Annotated in this window: 11 protein-coding genes; 4 read left to right on the plus strand and 7 right to left on the minus strand. The window is 60.9% G+C overall.

Annotated features, from left to right (window positions below):
* Window positions 1-15: 15 nt before the first annotated feature.
* Both BK667_RS12255 and BK667_RS12260 read right to left on the minus strand, forming a co-directional pair.
* On the minus strand, window positions 16-330 hold the full coding sequence (locus BK667_RS12255) for an SCP2 sterol-binding domain-containing protein (RefSeq protein WP_123597743.1): 315 nt from the start codon (window positions 328-330) through the stop codon (window positions 16-18).
* Window positions 331-394: 64 nt separating this feature from the next.
* The gene (locus tag BK667_RS12260) at window positions 395-1,105 is read right to left on the minus strand and encodes a histidine phosphatase family protein (protein ID WP_123597744.1); all 711 of its coding nucleotides are present in this window, start codon (window positions 1,103-1,105) and stop codon (window positions 395-397) included.
* A gap of 207 nt (window positions 1,106-1,312) precedes the next feature.
* On the opposite strand from BK667_RS12260, the gene sohB reads away from it, so the two are divergent.
* The 3 genes from sohB (at window position 1,313) to BK667_RS12275 (ending at window position 11,327) form a co-directional block, all read left to right on the plus strand.
* On the plus strand, window positions 1,313-2,335 hold the full coding sequence (gene sohB / locus BK667_RS12265; RefSeq protein ID WP_123508473.1) for a protease SohB: 1,023 nt from the start codon (window positions 1,313-1,315) through the stop codon (window positions 2,333-2,335).
* 261 nt (window positions 2,336-2,596) lie between these two features.
* The gene (locus BK667_RS12270; protein WP_123597745.1) at window positions 2,597-7,504 is read left to right on the plus strand and encodes an NEL-type E3 ubiquitin ligase domain-containing protein; all 4,908 of its coding nucleotides are present in this window, start codon (window positions 2,597-2,599) and stop codon (window positions 7,502-7,504) included.
* A complete protein-coding gene (locus tag BK667_RS12275) occupies window positions 7,494-11,327 on the plus strand; it encodes a dermonecrotic toxin domain-containing protein (protein ID WP_123597746.1) in 3,834 nt (1,277 codons plus the stop codon). The genes BK667_RS12270 and BK667_RS12275 overlap by 11 nt, the downstream gene beginning before the upstream one ends.
* A gap of 66 nt (window positions 11,328-11,393) precedes the next feature.
* Here the strand turns inward: BK667_RS12275 and BK667_RS12280 are convergent, their stop codons facing one another.
* Both BK667_RS12280 and BK667_RS12285 read right to left on the minus strand, forming a co-directional pair.
* The gene (locus tag BK667_RS12280; protein ID WP_123408979.1) at window positions 11,394-11,888 is read right to left on the minus strand and encodes a DUF934 domain-containing protein; all 495 of its coding nucleotides are present in this window, start codon (window positions 11,886-11,888) and stop codon (window positions 11,394-11,396) included.
* Window positions 11,872-13,530, minus strand: a complete 1,659-nt coding sequence (locus BK667_RS12285) for a nitrite/sulfite reductase (RefSeq protein ID WP_123508470.1) — start codon at window positions 13,528-13,530, stop codon at window positions 11,872-11,874. Before BK667_RS12285 ends, BK667_RS12280 begins: the two co-directional genes overlap by 17 nt.
* Window positions 13,531-14,052: 522 nt before the next feature.
* Here BK667_RS12285 and BK667_RS12290 point away from each other — a divergent pair.
* Window positions 14,053-15,126 (plus strand): ABC transporter substrate-binding protein, encoded by a 1,074-nt coding sequence (locus BK667_RS12290; protein ID WP_123597747.1) that lies wholly within the window; start codon window positions 14,053-14,055, stop codon window positions 15,124-15,126.
* 7 nt (window positions 15,127-15,133) lie between these two features.
* On the opposite strand, the gene BK667_RS12295 is transcribed toward BK667_RS12290, so the two are convergent.
* The 3 genes from BK667_RS12295 to xylB all read right to left on the minus strand — a co-directional run bounded on the left by BK667_RS12295 (window position 15,134) and on the right by xylB (window position 17,886).
* Entirely contained in the window at window positions 15,134-15,352 is a 219-nt protein-coding gene (locus BK667_RS12295; RefSeq protein WP_123597748.1) for a DUF2970 domain-containing protein, read from the minus strand.
* Between the two features lie 79 nt (window positions 15,353-15,431).
* Window positions 15,432-16,376 (minus strand): carbohydrate kinase family protein, encoded by a 945-nt coding sequence (locus tag BK667_RS12300; RefSeq protein WP_123508467.1) that lies wholly within the window; start codon window positions 16,374-16,376, stop codon window positions 15,432-15,434.
* A gap of 13 nt (window positions 16,377-16,389) precedes the next feature.
* Window positions 16,390-17,886: a xylulokinase gene (gene xylB, locus BK667_RS12305; RefSeq protein WP_123597749.1), complete on the minus strand. Its 1,497-nt coding sequence runs from the start codon at window positions 17,884-17,886 to the stop codon at window positions 16,390-16,392.
* Window positions 17,887-17,948 lie beyond the last annotated feature (62 nt).

A 17,948-nucleotide genomic window follows, 5' to 3' on the forward strand; every position in this document is an offset into this window, starting at 1 on the left:
CGAGGAGCCATCATCTTACGACGGGAACAGCTCGGACAGTTTCATTGCCAGCATCATGTCGCCTTCAGCGCGCAGTTTGCCGCCCATGAACGCTTGCATGCCGTCGGTCGAACCGTCGACGATACCTTCCAGGGTTTCACCGTCCATGACCAGGGTCACACCAGCGTCCGGGTTTTCGCCTTCCAGCAGTTCGCAAGTGCCGTCTTTGACGACCAGCGAGAAGTTCTTGGTGTCGTCGATGCGGAAACCGAAGACCAGGTCCAGACCGGCAGCGGCGGCTGGGTTGAACTTGGCTTTCATTGCTTGTACGGCATCAGCTACGGAGGTCATGGTTTGATCCTTTCTTGGGTAATAAGAGCTGGTTGATTACAGCCAGGGTCACAATAATCCGGACTCAGCGAAACGTGATGAGTTCCGGGGCCTTCAGCAGTTGCAGATGCGCATGACTGTTGAAGGAAGCCAGAGCCACCTCGCGACCACGGAACTTCAGTAGGTTGAGCGAGGTGTTGACGATTTGCCAGTTGAGCTCAAAGGCCTGGCGGGCAGGCATTTGCGTGATGAGGTGAAGCAGGGCAGTGATGGTGCCGCCGGAGGTGAACACGGCGATTTTCTGGGTGTTGTCGGCCAGTTCGAGGATACGGTTCAGACCGGCCTGGACACGCTCGACAAAACCCAGCCAGCTTTCGAGCCCCGGCGTGTCGTAGGTGCCGGCCAGCCAGCGTTCGATGATCAGGGCGAAGATGCGCTGGAATTCGGCACGGTTTTGCGCGGCGTTACGCAGGACTTCAAGCGCTTCGGGCTCGTCTGCCAGCATGGCCGGGAGCAGGGCGCGGATCACTGCGTCAGCGTCGAATTCGTTGAAGGCGGAATCGGTTTCCAGGGTCGGCACCGGCAGGCCCACGGCGGTGAATTGCTCCAGCGCGGTGGTGGCAGTGTGCTGCTGGCGACGCAAGTCCCCGGCAATGCAGCGATCGAAGCTGACACCCAGCTCAGCAAGGTGCTGGCCGAGGATTTCTGCCTGGCGCACACCGGTCGGCGAGAGGACGTCGTAGTCGTCTGCACCAAAGGAGGCCTGGCCATGTCGAATCAAGTAGATGCTGCCCACGTCCGCGTCATCCCGGTACGTTGAAGGTTCGGCGAGGTTATGAGGATGGCTGCGGGCTGTCAATGAAAAAACATACGCTTGTTTGAAATGCCCGTTACAGGCCTGTTGCCAAAGGTTTCATGGCTGGCCCCAAAGCCGGGGCATGGGTATGCTGGAGCCATCCCGCGCGAGTGTTTCAGCGGCGCATCAGTATTGAAGGAGTCCTGTGTGGAGTTTTTTGCCGAGTACGCCAGTTTCCTGGCCAAGACCGTGACCCTGGTGATCGCCATTCTGGTGGTCCTGGCCAGTTTCGCGGCATTGCGCAGTAAAGGTCGGCGCAAGTCGGCCGGCCAGTTGCAGGTCAGCAAACTCAATGATTTCTACAAAGGGTTGCGTGAACGCCTGGAGCAGACGTTGCTCGACAAGGATCAGCTCAAGGCCTTGCGCAAATCCCAGGCTAAAACCGAGAAAAAACAGAAGAAAAAACCCGAAGCCAAGGGTCGGGTGTTCGTGCTGGATTTCGATGGCGATATCAAGGCGTCGGCCACTGAAAGCCTGCGTCACGAAATCACCGCGCTGCTGACCCTCGCCACGCCCAAGGATGAAGTGGTCCTGCGCCTGGAAAGCGGCGGCGGCATGGTCCATAGCTATGGCCTGGCCTCTTCGCAACTGGCGCGGATCCGTCAGGCCGGCGTGCCGTTGACCGTGTGCATCGACAAGGTCGCGGCCAGCGGCGGCTACATGATGGCGTGCATCGGCGAGAAAATTATCAGTGCGCCGTTCGCCATTCTCGGCTCCATCGGCGTGGTCGCGCAGTTGCCCAACGTCAATCGCCTGCTGAAGAAACACGACATCGACTTCGAAGTGCTGACCGCCGGCGAGTACAAGCGCACCCTGACCGTGTTTGGCGAAAACACCGAGAAGGGCCGGGAGAAGTTCCAGGAAGACCTGGACATCACCCACGAACTGTTCAAGAACTTCGTCGCTCGCTATCGCCCGCAACTGGCCATCGATGAAGTCGCCACTGGCGAAATCTGGCTCGGCATCGCGGCGCTGGACAAGCAACTGGTGGACGAACTCAAGACCAGTGACGAATACCTGGCCGAACGGGCCAAGGGCGCGGAGCTGTACCACTTGCACTACGCCGAACGCAAAAGCCTGCAAGAACGGATCGGCATGGCCGCCAGCGGTTCGGTGGATCGCCTGCTGCTGAGTTGGTGGAGTCGATTGACTCAACAACGCTTCTGGTAAGTCGCAAACAATAACCCGGTCAATTCGCTGGCCGGGTTTTTTATGCCCGTTGTTTATCAATGCATTAATCGATAAGTGTGTGGTGGTATTTGTATATATCTGATGTTCATATAGTTGATGAGTTTGCCATTGTTCTGATCGGATATTGAAGCTTTTAATTGAAACTTCGAGCTTTAGACTGAAGGCTCTTATTGTGAAAAGAGTTATGCCTTCATGTCTTCTGAAATAACGTCATCCTCGTCCACAACTAACGCAACGGAAATGACGCCTGAACAACAAGGCGTTTTTTACGCATTATTCAAGGATCATCCCATTCCGTCCTGGCTGTCCGAGGCCGACGGCCCGGCCCGCACGTCGCTGTACGCGCGGGTAGTGGCCAGCCAGAAATCCCGGGTCGAAGCCGCCATGGCGATGGCCGCACTGAAAAGCCCGCAACAGTTTTGTTCACCGTTATTGGCCAAAGCCATAGAGGACAAGTTGGGCGAGCCGCTGGATATCAGGGGCGTGGTGTTTCAGCATGTTCGTTCAACCTCGAGCCTGCTTGGCCTGCGCAAGAAATTGGTACTGCCGATTGATCGTGACTTGTTAGTCGCCGCGTGTGAGAACTTCGAGGCCTCTGAAACACTCGAGAGTAACTATGACGACAAGTCACTTATTTATCAGCCGGAACGTATTAACGGCACCTCCAACAAAATACTCGCGCTCAAACCCCATGAGTTTGCCCAGTTGTGCCGCACCCTGGACTTGGGCAAGCAGTACCAGACCCACCTGAACAGCGTGTTTGAACCGCACGCCGACACGGGCGCCGTGCGTCAGGCTTGTGTCCATCACTCCCAGCGTGTGTTCGACGTGGACCGGTACCAGGCGCTGATGAAGAAAAACATCACTGAACCGTTGTTCCAAATGCTGGATGAGGTAATGGCCAATACCGCGTCGATCAAGTTGGGTCAGCGCACCGTCGCCTATAAGCGCCTGGAATTGCTGGGCTACAAGCTGTGCGGCGCGATGCTTATCGTGACGGTCAGTGACGGGGCCTATGTCGATAATCCTTGCGTGCTGTATTTGCCGGGGGATACCGAGCAACCGCTAAAAGAGTACGCCAGCGTCACCGCGCTGGAAGTGGACCTCGGTTCGCGCTTGCTCGACAAGACATTCGAATCCCTGCTCATGCGCTTTGTCTCGCTGAGGGATCGCCCCGGATTCCATTCGGCGCTCGCGGCAAGGGATATGCGACCCGCCAGCCACTGGATGCAACCCTCGCAGCGGGCTTCCTTGCCCGTGACGACCCTCGCGGTGACAAGCAATCTGTTTGCCGACCTTTACCTGCAACGCGCCGAGCAGGTCATGGCCGATGCGCGTCTGCTGGTCGTGCCCACCGACGATGAAGACGAAAAAAGCCGACTGGCTCGGATGGACACTTACACGACCATCGGCCTCGATCTGGTGCTGTTCGGCGTTTCGTTCATCCCGATGGTGGGGGAGGTGATGATGGCGTTGACCGTCGCCGATTTGCTGCTGGGGGTCTACCACGGGATCGAGAGTTGGGCGGCGGGCGAGCAGGAACAGGCGGCGGATTATTACTTCGATACCCTGGAAAACCTGATCGTAATGGGGGCTTTGTCTGCCGGGGCAGGTGCCGCCAGAGTCGCGTTCAGACGTGTGCGCACCAGCCCGTTTGTCGAAAGCCTGCGGGAGATAAGGTTTTCCGAGGACAGGGTCCGTTTGTGGAAGCCCGATCTGGCGCCTTATCGCCGCAACATCTCGCTGCCGCGCTGGCTCAAACCCGACGAACGCGGCCTGCGCTGGTTCGAAGACCAGGCATACGTGGCGCTGGACAAGGACGTCTACGCCGTTCGCCCGCAAGCGGACACCGACCTGTGGGAGATCGAGGGGTCGAACCTGGGCGAAAACTATGCGCCGGCCCTGGAAACCAACAACGTCGGCGCATGGCGCCATGACTCCGAGCTGCCGTTGGAGTGGGATCGCCTGACGCTGTTCCGGCGCCTGGGCTATTTGGAGCAGGACATCCCCGATGCGCGGGCGTTGCAAATCCTGCTGGTCAGCGCCACCGACGACGACGCCTTGCGTCGGGTGCTGATCGACCGGACCCGGCCGCCGGCGTTGCTGGTCGATACCGTGCGCCGGTTTGCCACGGACAGCTGGGTCACCGGGTTCATCCAGGACATGAGCACTGAGCGGACAGCGGCGGTCGCCGACGCGGACCTGCAATTGCGTTTGTTGACCTCGCTCAAGACCTGGCCGGTGCAGACCGCGATCAATGTCGTTGACGCCACCGGCCAGCCTTTCAGCCGGTATACCGCGCCCGGCGTCGAGCAGCCCGGCAAGACCCTGCGGCTGAACCTGGACAAGGTGCGCAAAGGCGAGTTCTACCCCGAGCTGCTGTCCGGCCTGAGCGCCAGTGAACGCACGCACCTGCTCGACTCACCGTCGGTGGTGGCCGCCGAGCAGATCACCGCGCTGGTGCAGAAATTGGCCGAGCAGGCTGATCGCAAGCGCCGGGACCTGTTCGAATGGATTTACCAGCGCGCCGCGCCGGAGCAAGTGCTGCGCGCCACGCCGCTGAGTTATCAATTCTCCGATTTGCCGATCAGTGTGATCGATGAGCTGATCCGTCATGCCGACAGCAGTGAACTGACCGAACTAGAAGCCGGCAACGTGCCGCTGCGCCTGGCCGAGGAGGCACGACGCTATCGCCAGGTGGTGCGGGTCAGCCGAGCCTACGAGGGCCTGTACCTCGACGCGGTCGGCGGTATCGATACCGACCGTGTCGTATTTGGCGCGCTGCGGCATCTGCCTGGTTGGCAAAGCGATCTGTACGTGCACGTGCTGGAGTGGTCGTTCTACACCGACGAAATGGCCAGCATCGGCGCGGAAAACGCCTCGCAACAGTTGCTGATCAATGCCCATCCCGACCGTTTTGAAGTCCGCGACGCCAGCTCCAATCTGCTCAGCTACCTGCCGGGGCGCACCCGCGCGCATTATTTCCAGGCGCTGTGGGAAGGCTTGTCCGTCTCCCGTCGTTCGGCGCTGGGCTTGCACGTCGAGGATCATGGGGTCGGCCTCAGGGCGAAAATTACCAACCTGGCCCTGGAGCGGCGGGCATTCGCCCAGGCGAGCCTCGGTATTTTTCCGGTGCGGGCGGGTTATGTTTCGCCCATGCGCCTGGCGGACCCTTTGCTCGTAAAACCGTCAGCGGGGGCAGCGCCACAGGTTCCGGGGCTGATGGGCCGATCCTCCGCGGTTATCCGCCGTGCGCAGGAGCTGTACCCGACCCATTCGATGGAGCAGATCGAGCTGTTTCTCAGCAGCCTGGGGCCGGACGAAGTGTTGGTCTTGAGAAAACTGGAAAACCTGCGCCTGGAGTACCTGACCATCAGGACCGTATTGCAGAACTGGGTCAATCGCGACACCTGGTACCAGACCGAAACGGGGCCGCGGCTCAAGGTCTCGACCCTGGCCAAAAACCGCGCCGCCATGGACATCATCCGCTGCTGGCGGCGGGAAACCCCCAGCACACTAACCCTCGACGGCAGGCTGTATGAACTGTCGTTTGCACCCTTGCAACTGGGCAACTTGCCGTTGATCACTGGCGACTTCAGCCACGTCGGCGCGCTGGTCATGGATCGGGTCGGGGCCAGTCCCGGGCTGAACACGTTTCTGCGCAACTTCAAGTTCCTGCGCCGTTTGTCCCTGGTGGGCAACCAGTTGACGCGCGTGCCCCAGGCCGTCAGCACCATGCCGCGCCTGGAAACCCTGGACCTGAGTGATAACCACATTCTGATGACCCCGGCAGCGGTCGCCGATCTGGCGGGCCTGTTCCGGTTGAAAACACTGAACCTCAACACCAACCCGACCCTGACCCAGGCCCCGGATGTGGCGCGCATGCAACTGCTGGAGCGCCTGGAGCTGCGCAGCACCGGCATCAGCCACTGGCCCAGCGGGTCGACCGGATTGCGGCGCCTGAGGGTCCTGGACCTGCGCGATAACAGCATCACCGAAATCCCGGAGGACGTATTCGCCGCACCCGGCAGTTTGAACCTGGGCACCAACATTTCCGGCAATCCGCTGTCGGCGCAAGCACGCCAGCGCCTCACCGCCTTCCAGCAAACCAGTGAAATCAGCCTGGGACTGATCGCCACAGGGCGTGGGCAAGATGTGCGAGACGTATTGATGGACCTCACGATGAGTTCGACCTGGCTGACGGGAGCATCAGCGCTGGATACGGTGCGCAGGCGCCAGTTGTGGAGCGCGGTGTATGCGTACCCGGATTCGCGGCCGTTTTTCACCTTGCTCAATCGCCTGCGCTTCACCGCTGACTTCCGGGTGGTCTATCGCTCGTTGAGCCAGCGGGTGTGGGACGTGATCGAGGCCGCGGCCGAGGACAGTCATCTGCGCCGCACCTTGTTCCGCATGGCCAATGTCGGGCAACTCAGCGCCGATGGCTCGTCCCTGGTGTTCAGCGATCTGCACGTGCAAGTGCTGTGCTACCGGGCGTTGGGCGTGGTGCGGGACAGGGCCGCGACCGAGACGGAACTGGTGCGGTTGCTGCGCGGTTTGTATCGCCTGCAAGAAGTCGAGCGCCTGGCCGTGAAAAACGTCATCTCCCGATCGCGCACCGGCCCGCTGACCCTCGAACAAGCGATGGAAATCAGCCTGGCCTATCGGGTGGGGCTTGCCGAACGCCTCGATTTGCCGGCGCAACCGCGGGACATGAATTTAAGCCTGGCAATCGACGTGATTCCGCAGACCCTCGACTGGGTCTACGGCGAAGTGCTGAAGCTAGAACAGTCATCGGCGCTGGCGCACTGGATGACGCTGCAGGAGTTCTGGAAGCGTTATGTGGAAGGCATCCATCAGGCCAATTTCGATGATCTGGTGTTACGTACGGCGGTGGCTTTCCAGCAGTTGGATCGCGAGTCACGCTTTGGTCGCGAGCAGTACAACCAACATATGGACGCGATCGTTAATAATTTTCGCAATGAACGCATTGCCCTGATGGCCAAGCTGACCGCTGACAGCTTGCGGCGCAACCCCGGTTTGCCGTCGATCATCGACGACACGAAGCGCACGCCCACCCGCTTTACGATCAGCCCGACGGGGCAAAGGACAGAACCGGAACTGACAAGGAGGTCACAGGATGCGCATTGACCCAAAACACTCGGTCGGCACTGATCGTTTCGCAGGTCTGGCCCTGGACACCGTGCTGCCCATGACCCCGGCGCAATACGCCGCGAAGCTGATCGGGCAACGCTGGGGCACAGCGGTGCTTGATGCGGTTCTGGTGGACCTCAACTACGATTTTTACGGCTACCCGGCCCAGGGCGAAATTCACCAGGGCAGGGCGCGCACCTCCCGCAGCCTGGTCCAGGCGTTGCTCGAGAATTACCAGACCGTGGGCGCCGGACGCTTCGGCGAAACCGCCTTCGGTCTGTACACGCCGCCCACCGTGGGGCCCCAGGTGCGGATCGTTGAGATCGACGAATCGATCAACCCTGGCGGTGGTTATCGCGATTACGAAGGGGTGTACCGCACGACCTCGCCGCAGGTCTACGGACCCTCCACCCAATTGGCGTTGCAACCGGCGGCGTTCAAGGATTGGGTGTGGAACCTCGGGTTCAAGGCGCAATACGCCGCTTACGTGGCGGATGCCTGGCCCCAGGATCAAGCCTTGTTGGCCGCCGACGCTTATCCGTTGCGCACAGCAATCAAACTGGCCTTCGTCATGGCCGCCTGGTTACAGCATCAGGAACGCAGCTTGAGTGACGCCGGGCTCGACCTGGCGTTGCGCGCCGCCGCATTGGACGGACGGCAAACCTGGGCGCAACTGACCCTGGCGCAGTTGCAGGCGAGCACGCTGGTGCCGGACTCCGTGGAGGCGGCGCGCCTGGTGATTTATCGCTACACGTCCGAGGATATCTGGCGTTTTCGCGACCGCTCGACCGGGCGGATGCTGCTCTACGTGCCCGGCAATGCTTCGCCGTTCCATGAATTCGCCGACCATCAGGCGCTGTGCGCCTGGGTGGTCGAGATGGCCCGTGACGGTGCGCGTAAAACGGCGCTCGCCCGACACTTTGCAGACGATGATCAAGAGGACGGCACCTTTCACGCCGGGTTGCTGACCGCCCTGACCGGGATGGTCACGTACCCGCGCCAATACCGCTTGAAAAAGGGTCATGGCTTTTTCAATAACAGCGGTTATTGGTCGCCCGACACCTACGTCAGCGCCGAAGTGGCGCCGCGCGCCGAGGACCCTTTCGCGCAGTGGGTGCTGGTGATGAAACGGGCGGCGCAGGCCAGCATCGACACCATTCGCGACGACGCTCAGGTCAATCGTGACAACCTGAGTGCCGTGGTCGAGCCCGTGGTGCAATGGGTCAACCGATTCGGCCCGCTGGCCTTGTTTGTGCCAGGAGGCGAGGGCCTGCTGGCGCTGGCCGGGTTGATTGATGCCGGGTATGGCCTCGGTGAAGCGGTGAACGGCAAAACCACGGACGAGCGCTGGGGCGGTGTCGGGCGCACCCTGTTCGGTCTGCTCAATGCCTTGCCGATGGTCAAGGCTGGCGCGGTGCTCAAAGTCGAGCAGCGAGCCGCAGAGGCGAGTGTGCCTGGGGTGGTGGGCAAGGCCGCACAAACCGCCGAGCGTGCCGTCAGCGACAGCGTGGCCACGGTGCAATCACGGATTGCTCAATTGCGCACGCTCATTCCTGAAACCGCTGCCTTCGGCGACGATGCGCTGCGTGCCATCGACCAGGTGTGCGAACTCGACAGCAACGCGTTAGCCCTGTTGCAGGGTGGGCAGCCACCGTCGCCGATCCTGGCGGACACCTTGAGCCGTTTTCGTATCGATCAGGATCTGCAACAGGTCATCGACCGCCTGCCGGTGGGGTCGGCCGAGGCCGGACAGGCGCTGGCGGCGCGTGCCGAGCAGTTCAACCTGCGCTACGCCGCGACGCAGCACTCCGATCATGAGTGGGTGAGGCTGTTCCAGTCGCAGTACCCCGGCTTGCCGAAACAGGCCATCGAACAGATGCTCGACCGCTCGGGCATCGACATCGCCGCGTCGCATACCCTGGCCGAGGCCAAGCGTGTGTTGGGCGAGTTGAGCGTCAAGGCGCAGCAATATGAGCAGCATGTGCGCCTGGCCCGGGCTTACGAAGGCCTGTACCTCGCGGCGGTGAAGAATGCTGACAGCGAAGTACTGGCCTTGCATTCCCTGGAGCGCCTCGCCGGCTGGCCGGCTGGAGCGCGAATTGAGGTCTGCGAAGGTTCTGCGGCGGGCCGTGTCCTGGACAGCATCGGCCCGCGCATCGCGACGTCGACCCGCCAATTGATCAAGCTGGGATCCGGTTACCAGGACGCGGGGCGAACCGTGGACTTTTACCCGGCGTTGCTCAAGGCCTTGTCTCCCGAACAGCGCACGGCCCTGGGGTTGCGTGTCGATCACGGCCTGGAAGATTTGCAGGCGAAATTGCGCGCCATGCCGCGTTCGCGCGCCGACCTCGAATCCGGGTTGCGGCGTATGAATGCCGGCCTGCCGTTCGACAGCCTCGGGCTACGCGGCGGCGGCTTTCCGTCCACGACCGATGCGTCGGCTTTTTCCCGGGCGATCGAAAAGCTCCAGTTGCAGGAGCTATACCCGGCCAGGACGGAGCAAGAGATCGAGGCGCAGTTGGCGCTGTGGGGCGAAAAAGCGCAGATGCATCTGATCGACCTGAGCATGCAGGTGCAGCAACTACGCACCGACCTGACGACCTGGGTTGAGCAGGTCGAGGAGGATGTCGATCACATGGACATCGACCTGCTGGAAGCGGACGATCCGGAGGCCGCCGGCCTCAGTGCCGAGCAGATCGAAGCACAGAACGATGAGCGGATCGCCGAATCCATTCGCTATGAGCGGCAAACTCGAATGGAACTGGCTTACGAGTTGGATTTGTTGTGGCAGCAACGAGGCGATGCGTCCAGGCGTGTCTACAACGACGGTGAATTCGTGGGGTTTCGCCTGGAAATGGACTTCGAGCATTTTCACAGCCTGCCAGCCTTGAACGTGCAGTTGGGGCAGGTGGTGGAACTGACCATGTCCAATTTTTCGTTGACCGAGACGGACAGCCTCTCGCCGTTTTTGCGCGGATTTCGCAAATTGCGCGTGCTGGACCTGGCCGGCACCGACCTGCGCCAGAGCGCTGCCAACGGCGCCTGGGTTGGCCATCTGCCGGAGGCCATCGGCGAACTGACCGAGCTCACGCACTTGAACCTGCGGCAAACCGGCGTGACCCTGACTGAACAAGCGGCCGGTGAACTGAGCAGCCTGGCCCGGCTCACGTCGCTGGACATGAGCACTAACCCGTTGGATTTGCCACCGCTGGTGCTGTTCCTGCCCGCGTTGCGCCGCCTCAACCTGCGTGCCACCGGCATTCGGAACTGCCCGGTGGGTGTGCTCGATCACCCGTATCTGCAATTGCTGGACCTGCGTTACAACCACATCGACCGGGTCCCCGAAGCCGTGCGCATGCAGTCGGTGGGCAGCAACCGGGTTTTGCTGACGGGCAACCCGCTGAACGATGCCGACAGCCTGCGCTGGGTGGTCCGTCACCGCCAGGAAACCGGGATCAACGTGTGGATGGGCTTGCCGAGCGCCGATTTCGCCCAGCCCGATGCCTGGCTGACGGGGTTGTCACCCGAACAGTCGGCAACCCAGGCCGGGCGCTGGCAACACTTGGCCACCCTGGAGGGCAACGAACGGTTTTTCGCCACGCTGGACATGGTTCGGCGCAGCGCTGATTTCCGGGTGAATTATGCGGCGTTGCAACAGCGGGTCTGGCACTTGGTCGATGCCATCGAAGCGTCGCCCGCGCTGTGTCAGCACGTGTTCCGCGATGTCGAGTGGACCGCCGCCAATGGCGATGATCCCTTCGCCAGTTTCGATCAGCTGGAGGCGCGGGTCGCCGCGTTCAACGCCGCCCCGGCAGATTAAGGCAGGCGAAAAAAAACCTTGGGCCCGGCTTCACGGCCAGGGCTCAAGGTTTTGGGTACTACAGACTCAGCGACGGCGGAACAGCGGCAGCGGTTCGTCAGTGGCCGCCTGGTACGTCACCGAGAAGTCCTTGAGACCTTCAAGGGCTTCGTACGGGTCTTTATCGGCGCGAATGGCAAACGCGTCGAAACCGCAGCGATGCAGGTAGAACAACTGGTCACGCAGCACATCGCCAATCGCCCGCAGTTCGCCTTTGAAACCATAACGGTCACGCAGCAGACGGGCGTTGGAGTAGTTGCGACCATCGGTGAAGGCCGGGAAGTTCAGGGCGATGACCTGGAAGTTGTCCACGTCTTCACCGATTTCTTCGGCTTCTTCATCGGCGTCCAGCCACACACCCAGGCCGCCATCGCGGGCCTTGAGCATGCGGGCGTGTTCGCGCCACAGCGACAGCGGCACGATCAGGTCGTCGCAGTTGCTGATCTCGTCGATGTTGAAATCCTTGGGCAGCAAGTGCCAGGTTTCGTCGACGACTTCGTTGTTCTTAATGATTCGCTGCATAGACGCGCTCCTTGAAGAGGTCGATGCCGATACGCTGATAGGTGTCTATGAAGCGCTCGTCTTCGTGACGTTGTTCGACGTACACGTTGATCAGCTTCTCGATCACATCAGGCATGGCTTCCTGGGCGAAGGACGGGCCGAGGATCTTGCCCAGGCTGGCGTCACGGCTGGCGCTGCCACCCAGGGACACCTGGTAGAACTCTTCGCCTTTCTTGTCCACCCCGAGGATGCCGATGTGGCCGACGTGGTGGTGACCACAGGCGTTCATGCAACCGGAAATGTTCAGGTCCAGTTCGCCGATGTCGAACAGGTAATCCAGGTTGTCGAAACGACGCTGGATCGATTCGGCGATCGGGATCGACTTGGCGTTGGCCAGGGAGCAGAAATCACCGCCCGGGCAGCAGATGATGTCGGTCAGCAAGCCGATGTTCGGCGTGGCGAAACCTTGCTCGCGCAATTCGCCCCACATCGCGAACAGTTGCGACTGCTCAACGTCGGCCAGAATGATGTTCTGCTCGTGGGAGGTGCGCAGTTGACCGAAGCTGTAACGCTCGGCCAGGTCGGCCACGGCGTCGAGCTGCTTGTCGGTGATGTCGCCCGGTGCCACACCGGTCGGCTTCAAGGACAGGGTCACGGCCACGTAGCCCGGCTTCTTGTGCGCCAGGGTGTTGCGGGTGCGCCAGCGGGCGAAACCCGGGTGTTCCTTGTCGAGTGCGGCCAGTTCGGCGGTCTGGTTCTCCAGCGCCTTGTAGTCCGGATCGACGAAGTGTTTGGCCACGCGATGCACTTCGGCCTCGGTCAGCGTGCTCTGGCCACCGCGAAGGTGTTCCATTTCCGCGTCGACTTTTTGCGCGAAGACTTCAGGGGTCAGCGCTTTAACGAGGATCTTGATCCGCGCCTTGTACTTGTTGTCGCGACGGCCGTAGCGGTTGTAAACCCGCAGGATGGCGTCGAGGTAGCTCAACAGGTCCGGCCACGGCAGGAACTCGTTGATGAACGCGCCAACCACCGGCGTACGACCGAGGCCGCCACCGACCAGCACACGGAAGCCCAGTTCGCCGGCGGCGTTGTGCACCGGCTCGAGGCCGATGTCATGGACTTCGATGGCCGCACGGTCGGAAGTCGAACCGTTGATGGCGATCTTGAATTTGCGTGGCAGGTAAGCGAATTCCGGGTGGAACGTCGTCCACTGACGGACGATTTCGCACCATGGACGCGGGTCGATCAACTCGTCGGCAGCGACACCGGCGAACTGGTCAGTGGTGACGTTGCGCAGGCAGTTGCCGCTGGTCTGGATCGCGTGCATCTGCACGGTGGCCAGTTCGGCGAGGATGTCTGGAATGTCTTCCAGCGCCGGCCAGTTGAACTGCACGTTCTGCCGGGTACTGATGTGGGCGTAGCCCTTGTCGTAGTCACGGGCAATCTTGGCCATCATTCGCGTCTGGCGCGAAGTCAGTTGGCCGTAAGGCACCGCCACCCGCAACATCGGGGCGAAACGCTGGATATAAAGGCCATTTTGCAGGCGCAGGGGGCGGAATTCTTCTTCGCTCAGCTCGCCTGCCAGATAGCGTCGGGTCTGATCACGGAACTGCTTGACGCGGTCCTCGATGATCCGCTGATCGTACTCGTCGTATACGTACATATAAGTCCTGTTCTCAGGCTTGGGCCGGTCGGTTCCAGTTGCGTTTTTCGCTTGCTGAAGTCTCCGATACTGCCTCGGCAATTCTGCGCGCACGGCCGCGCACTCCCTACGGAGCCGGGGCAAGATACCAGTTTGCAGTTATGCGCAAAAGTGATGTTTGAGTATATGTAAAGAACCAAAACGACTAACGAGAACCGTTATCGAAAAGCCATTAGTTGTGGTGCGGGCAATCGTCGTCTTTACTGTGGTCGAGTCTTTATGCAATCACCGATAAAACCGACAAGAGGCGATGCAATGAGCAACCCAACCAAAGCAAGGAAAAGCGACAGTACAGTTGACGCTTGGGCGATTTTGTTCCTGATCATTCTGGTCGTAGGAACCGCCGTTTTCTGGGTCAGTCACCAATAGCGACCCCGTCCGGGCCCGGTTCCGACGGATTGTTGGACAGAACCGGAATAATCCCCGTTTTTCGGGCGTTCGCTGGCTATAATGCGCGGCGAATTTCCGGGGCTCGGACCATTAATGTTGAAGTTTTTGTGTGGTGTATTGCTGACGCTTGGCTCGGTCTTCGGACCCTGTGCCCAGGCGGCTTCGGTGCTGTTCCTGAGCCCGGGAAGTACTAACGAAGCGTTCTGGGTCAGCTATGGGCAATTCATGCAGGCAGCGGCCACGGACTTGGGCATGGACCTGCGGATTCTCTATTCCCAGCGCATGCCCGAACTGACGATTGCCCAGGCTCGCACCGCGTTGCAGGGGCCGGATCGCCCGGACTATCTGGTGTTCGCCAACGAACAATACGTGGCCCCGCAAATCCTGCGCCTGGCCCTAGGCAGCGGCGTGAAGCTGTTCATGGTCAATGCGTCCCTGACCGACAATCAATTGAGCCTGCTGGGTGACCGCCCGGACCGATTGGGTAGCCTGGTGCCCAACGACGAGGAGGGCGGCTACCTGATGCTCAACGAACTGATCCGCCAGCATCCACCGGCAGCGCCGGGCCAATCCATCGAGTTACTGGCGTTTTCCGGGCTGAAGATCACCCCTTCGGCGCAACTGCGGGAAAAAGGCATGCTGCGCGCCCTGGCTGAACACCCGGAAGTGCGCTTGCGCCAATTGGTCTACAGCGGCTGGACCCGTGAGCGCGCTTATGAGCAGGCGAAAATGTTGTTCCTCCGTTACCCCGAGGTGTCGCTGGTATGGTCAGCCAATGACGAGATGGCGTTCGGTGCCATGCAGGCCTATGCCGAAACAGGCGGCAGGCCTGGGGTGGATGCCTTGTTCAGCGCCTTCAATACCTCTCCCGCCGCGTTGAAGGCCATTGTTGATGGACGCTTGAGCGTGCTGTTGGGCGGGCATTTCACCCTGGGTGGTTGGGCGCTGGTGGAGTTGCACGATATCGATCAGGGCGTGGAGCTGAATCAGTATGGCGGGCGTGACCGGCTGATTCCGTTGTTGCAGCTGATCGACAAGGCCCAGGCCAAGCGGATGCTGGCCATGGGCGATTCACCGGACTTCGGGGTGGATTTCCGGCACCTGTCGGCCAAGGGCCGGCCGACGTCCTATCGTTATCCGTTCAGCCTGCAAACCTTGATGCGCTGAATTCGCTTCAAACCCCGGCCAGCAACAGCACCAGTTTCACGATGCCGAACAGCGACAGCGCGAAGACTGCCGTAAACACAATCCCCAGAATCACGAAATGACTCGGCTTGCCGTGGGTAAAGTCCCGAGCGCGATTCTTGCCGCTCTGTACCCCGAAAGCTGCGGCTATCACGCTGTGCAGCATCTGCCACAAAGTCGGTGGCTTGTTGTCGACTGGATCGTCCATAAATCCCTCGTCATGTTTGTGTGTCAGGCAAGCATAGACAATGGGAGGGATTCCTGTGGGATCGAGCCTGCTCGCAACCTCAGCGCAACTCCAACTGCCGCCGATACGGCAGATCCGGCCCGGTCTTGCTGCAGGTCAGTGCCGCTGCTTGCACCGCAAATTTGAGCATGGCGTCAATCTGCTCGCGACTCAGGCGCTGCACACCGTCCACCGAATCCAGTTGCTGCTCGGTCAGCCAGGTAATCAATGCAGCCTGAAAGGTATCGCCCGCCCCAACCGTGTCAGCAATCTTCACCGGACACGCCGGCACCGACCATGATCCGTGGGCCCGGCTGAATACCGTCGCGCCTTCGCCACCACGGGTCAGGAAAACCAACTGACAGCGATGCTGCAGCCAGCCGTCGATCACGCGTTGCGGGTCCTGTTCGGGGTACAGCAGGCTCAAGTCTTCATCGCTGACCTTGATCAGATCGGCCAGCTCCACCAGTTGCGCAATCCGCGAGCGCCACAGATCAATGTTCGGTTCAGGATTCAACCGCACATTCGGATCAAGGCTGATCAGGCGTTTACCGCTTTCGCGCTGGACCAAGGCCAGCAGCGTGTCCGCAATCGGCTGCACCACCAGTGAAAACGAGCCAATGTGCAAGCCGCGCACTTCAGGCCCCAGTTCCGGCAGATGCTCCGGTTTCAATTGCCGATCCGCGCAACCTTCGCCACGGAAGCTGTAGTGGGGCGAGCCATTGGCGCCAACGGCGACCATGGCCAACGTGGTCGGTGCGGCGAAATCCACCAGGTAATCCGGGCGTACGCCTTCGTCCTGCAACACTTGCTGCAAGCGGCGGCCGAGGTAGTCGGTGGACAGCCCGGCAAACAGTGCCGCGTCTACGCCCAAACGGCGCAAACCCACCGCGACGTTGAACGGTGAGCCACCGGCAATCGCCTTGAAATTCACTTTTGAAGCCAGACCACTGGCATCGTCTTCGCTGAAGAAATCGAACAGCGCTTCGCCACACACCAGATACATAATTGTTCGCTCTTTAAAGGGTTGCGACATGCTGTTGATAGCGCTCGTAGGCTTGCTGAGCGGCCGTCACATTGTCGGCGATCGGCAGCGTTTCGCTGGCCAGATCGAGTTTTACGCAGCGCTGGCACAACTCCGCCAGGGTGCTTTCGTGTCCGTTGGACCATGATTTACACCACGCCGCTTGAATCGCCGCGCCCAAGGCCGCGGCTTCGCTTTGTTCGGTGCAGATCACTGGTGTGTTCATGATATCGGCGACGATCTGTCGCCACACCGGGCTTTTCGAACCGCCGCCGATCAAGCAAATGCTGCGGCTTTGTAAGCCATTCTGGCGCAGCAGGTCCAGTCCGTAACGCAGACCGAAGGTCGTGCCTTCGACGGCGGCGCGGCACAGGTTGGCCTGGGTCATGTTGGTCATGGTCAGGCCGTGCAGGCTTCCGGTGGCGTGGGGCAGGGCGGGGACACGTTCGCCGTTGAGGAACGGCAGCATGCTCACGCCGTCCGCACCAATCGGCGCATGGGCGACCAGATTGTTGAATTGTTCGATGTCCAGTTCGAACAGGTCGCGAATCACCCCGGTAGCGTTGGTCAGATTCATGGTGCAGATCAACGGCAACCAGCCGCCGCTGGAGGAGCAGAACGTGGCGACCGATGCATCCGGGCTGACCTGGGGTTGTTCGGAATAGGCACAGACCGTGCCGGAGGAACCGAGGCTCATGGTGATCGCGCCGGGCTGGATGTTGCCGGTGCCGATGGCGCCCATCATGTTGTCACCACCGCCACTGGAAACCAGCGCTTGCGGGTTAATGCCCAGGTGCTCGGCGATGCTCGGCAGGAGTGTGCCGACAGGCTGGTGCGCGTCGATCAGCTCCGGCAACGCTGCTTGCAGGCGTCCGGTGGCGTCGATGTCGCGCAGCAGCTGCAAGTCCCATTGGCGGGTGCGCACGTTGAAATAGCCGGTGCCCGAGGCGTCGCCGTATTCGCTGCAACTGCGGCCGGTGAGCCAATAATTGAGGAAGTCGTGGGGCAGCAGGATGCGGCCAATGCGGGCAAAAATCTGTGGGTGCTGTTCTTTGGTCCAAAGCAGTTTGGACACGGTGTAGCCCGGCGCGATGACGATGCCGAGGCGTTCCAGCGAACCTTTTTCACCACCCAGATGCGCCAGCAGACGGTCGTTTTCCGGCGTGGATTCGGTGTCGCACCAGAGCTTGGCCGGGCGCAGGACCTGGCCTTGATCGTCGAGCAGCACCAAACCGTGTTGCTGGCCGGAAACTCCGATGCCGAGAATGTCCTGGCCGTCGACGTTGGCGGCAAGCAGGGCGCGGCGGGTGGCCAGGGCAAAGGCTTCCAGCCATTGATTGGTGTCTTGCTCACGGCGACCGTTGGCAGCGCTGATCAAGCTGTGGGCGGCGGCACCCTGGCCCAGCACCTGACCGCTGACGGCGTCGAGGATGATCGCTTTGGTGCCTTGGGTGCCGCAATCGATGCCGAGGAATAGTTGTTGGTTTGCCATGTCATGACCCTACCGAAGATCGTTCCCACGCTCTGCGTGGGAATGCCTCAATGGACGCTCTG

Origin of the sequence: Pseudomonas frederiksbergensis, from assembly GCF_003732705.1 — a bacterium.
Classification (GTDB): domain Bacteria; phylum Pseudomonadota; class Gammaproteobacteria; order Pseudomonadales; family Pseudomonadaceae; genus Aquipseudomonas; species Aquipseudomonas frederiksbergensis_F.

Bases quoted from the DNA above. Each gene is read 5' to 3' on its own strand.
- BK667_RS12255 (WP_123597743.1), bottom strand. From the start codon at position 330: ATGACCTCCGTAGCTGATGCCGTACAAGCAATGAAAGCCAAGTTCAAC.
- BK667_RS12270 (WP_123597745.1), top strand. From the start codon at position 2,597: ATGACGCCTGAACAACAAGGCGTTTTTTACGCATTATTCAAGGATCAT.
- BK667_RS12275 (WP_123597746.1), top strand. From the start codon at position 7,494: ATGCGCATTGACCCAAAACACTCGGTCGGCACTGATCGTTTCGCAGGT.
- BK667_RS12280 (WP_123408979.1), bottom strand. From the start codon at position 11,888: ATGCAGCGAATCATTAAGAACAACGAAGTCGTCGACGAAACCTGGCAC.
- BK667_RS12285 (WP_123508470.1), bottom strand. From the start codon at position 13,530: ATGTACGTATACGACGAGTACGATCAGCGGATCATCGAGGACCGCGTC.
- BK667_RS12290 (WP_123597747.1), top strand. From the start codon at position 14,053: ATGTTGAAGTTTTTGTGTGGTGTATTGCTGACGCTTGGCTCGGTCTTC.
- BK667_RS12295 (WP_123597748.1), bottom strand. From the start codon at position 15,352: ATGGACGATCCAGTCGACAACAAGCCACCGACTTTGTGGCAGATGCTG.
- BK667_RS12300 (WP_123508467.1), bottom strand. From the start codon at position 16,376: ATGTATCTGGTGTGTGGCGAAGCGCTGTTCGATTTCTTCAGCGAAGAC.
- xylB (WP_123597749.1), bottom strand. From the start codon at position 17,886: ATGGCAAACCAACAACTATTCCTCGGCATCGATTGCGGCACCCAAGGC.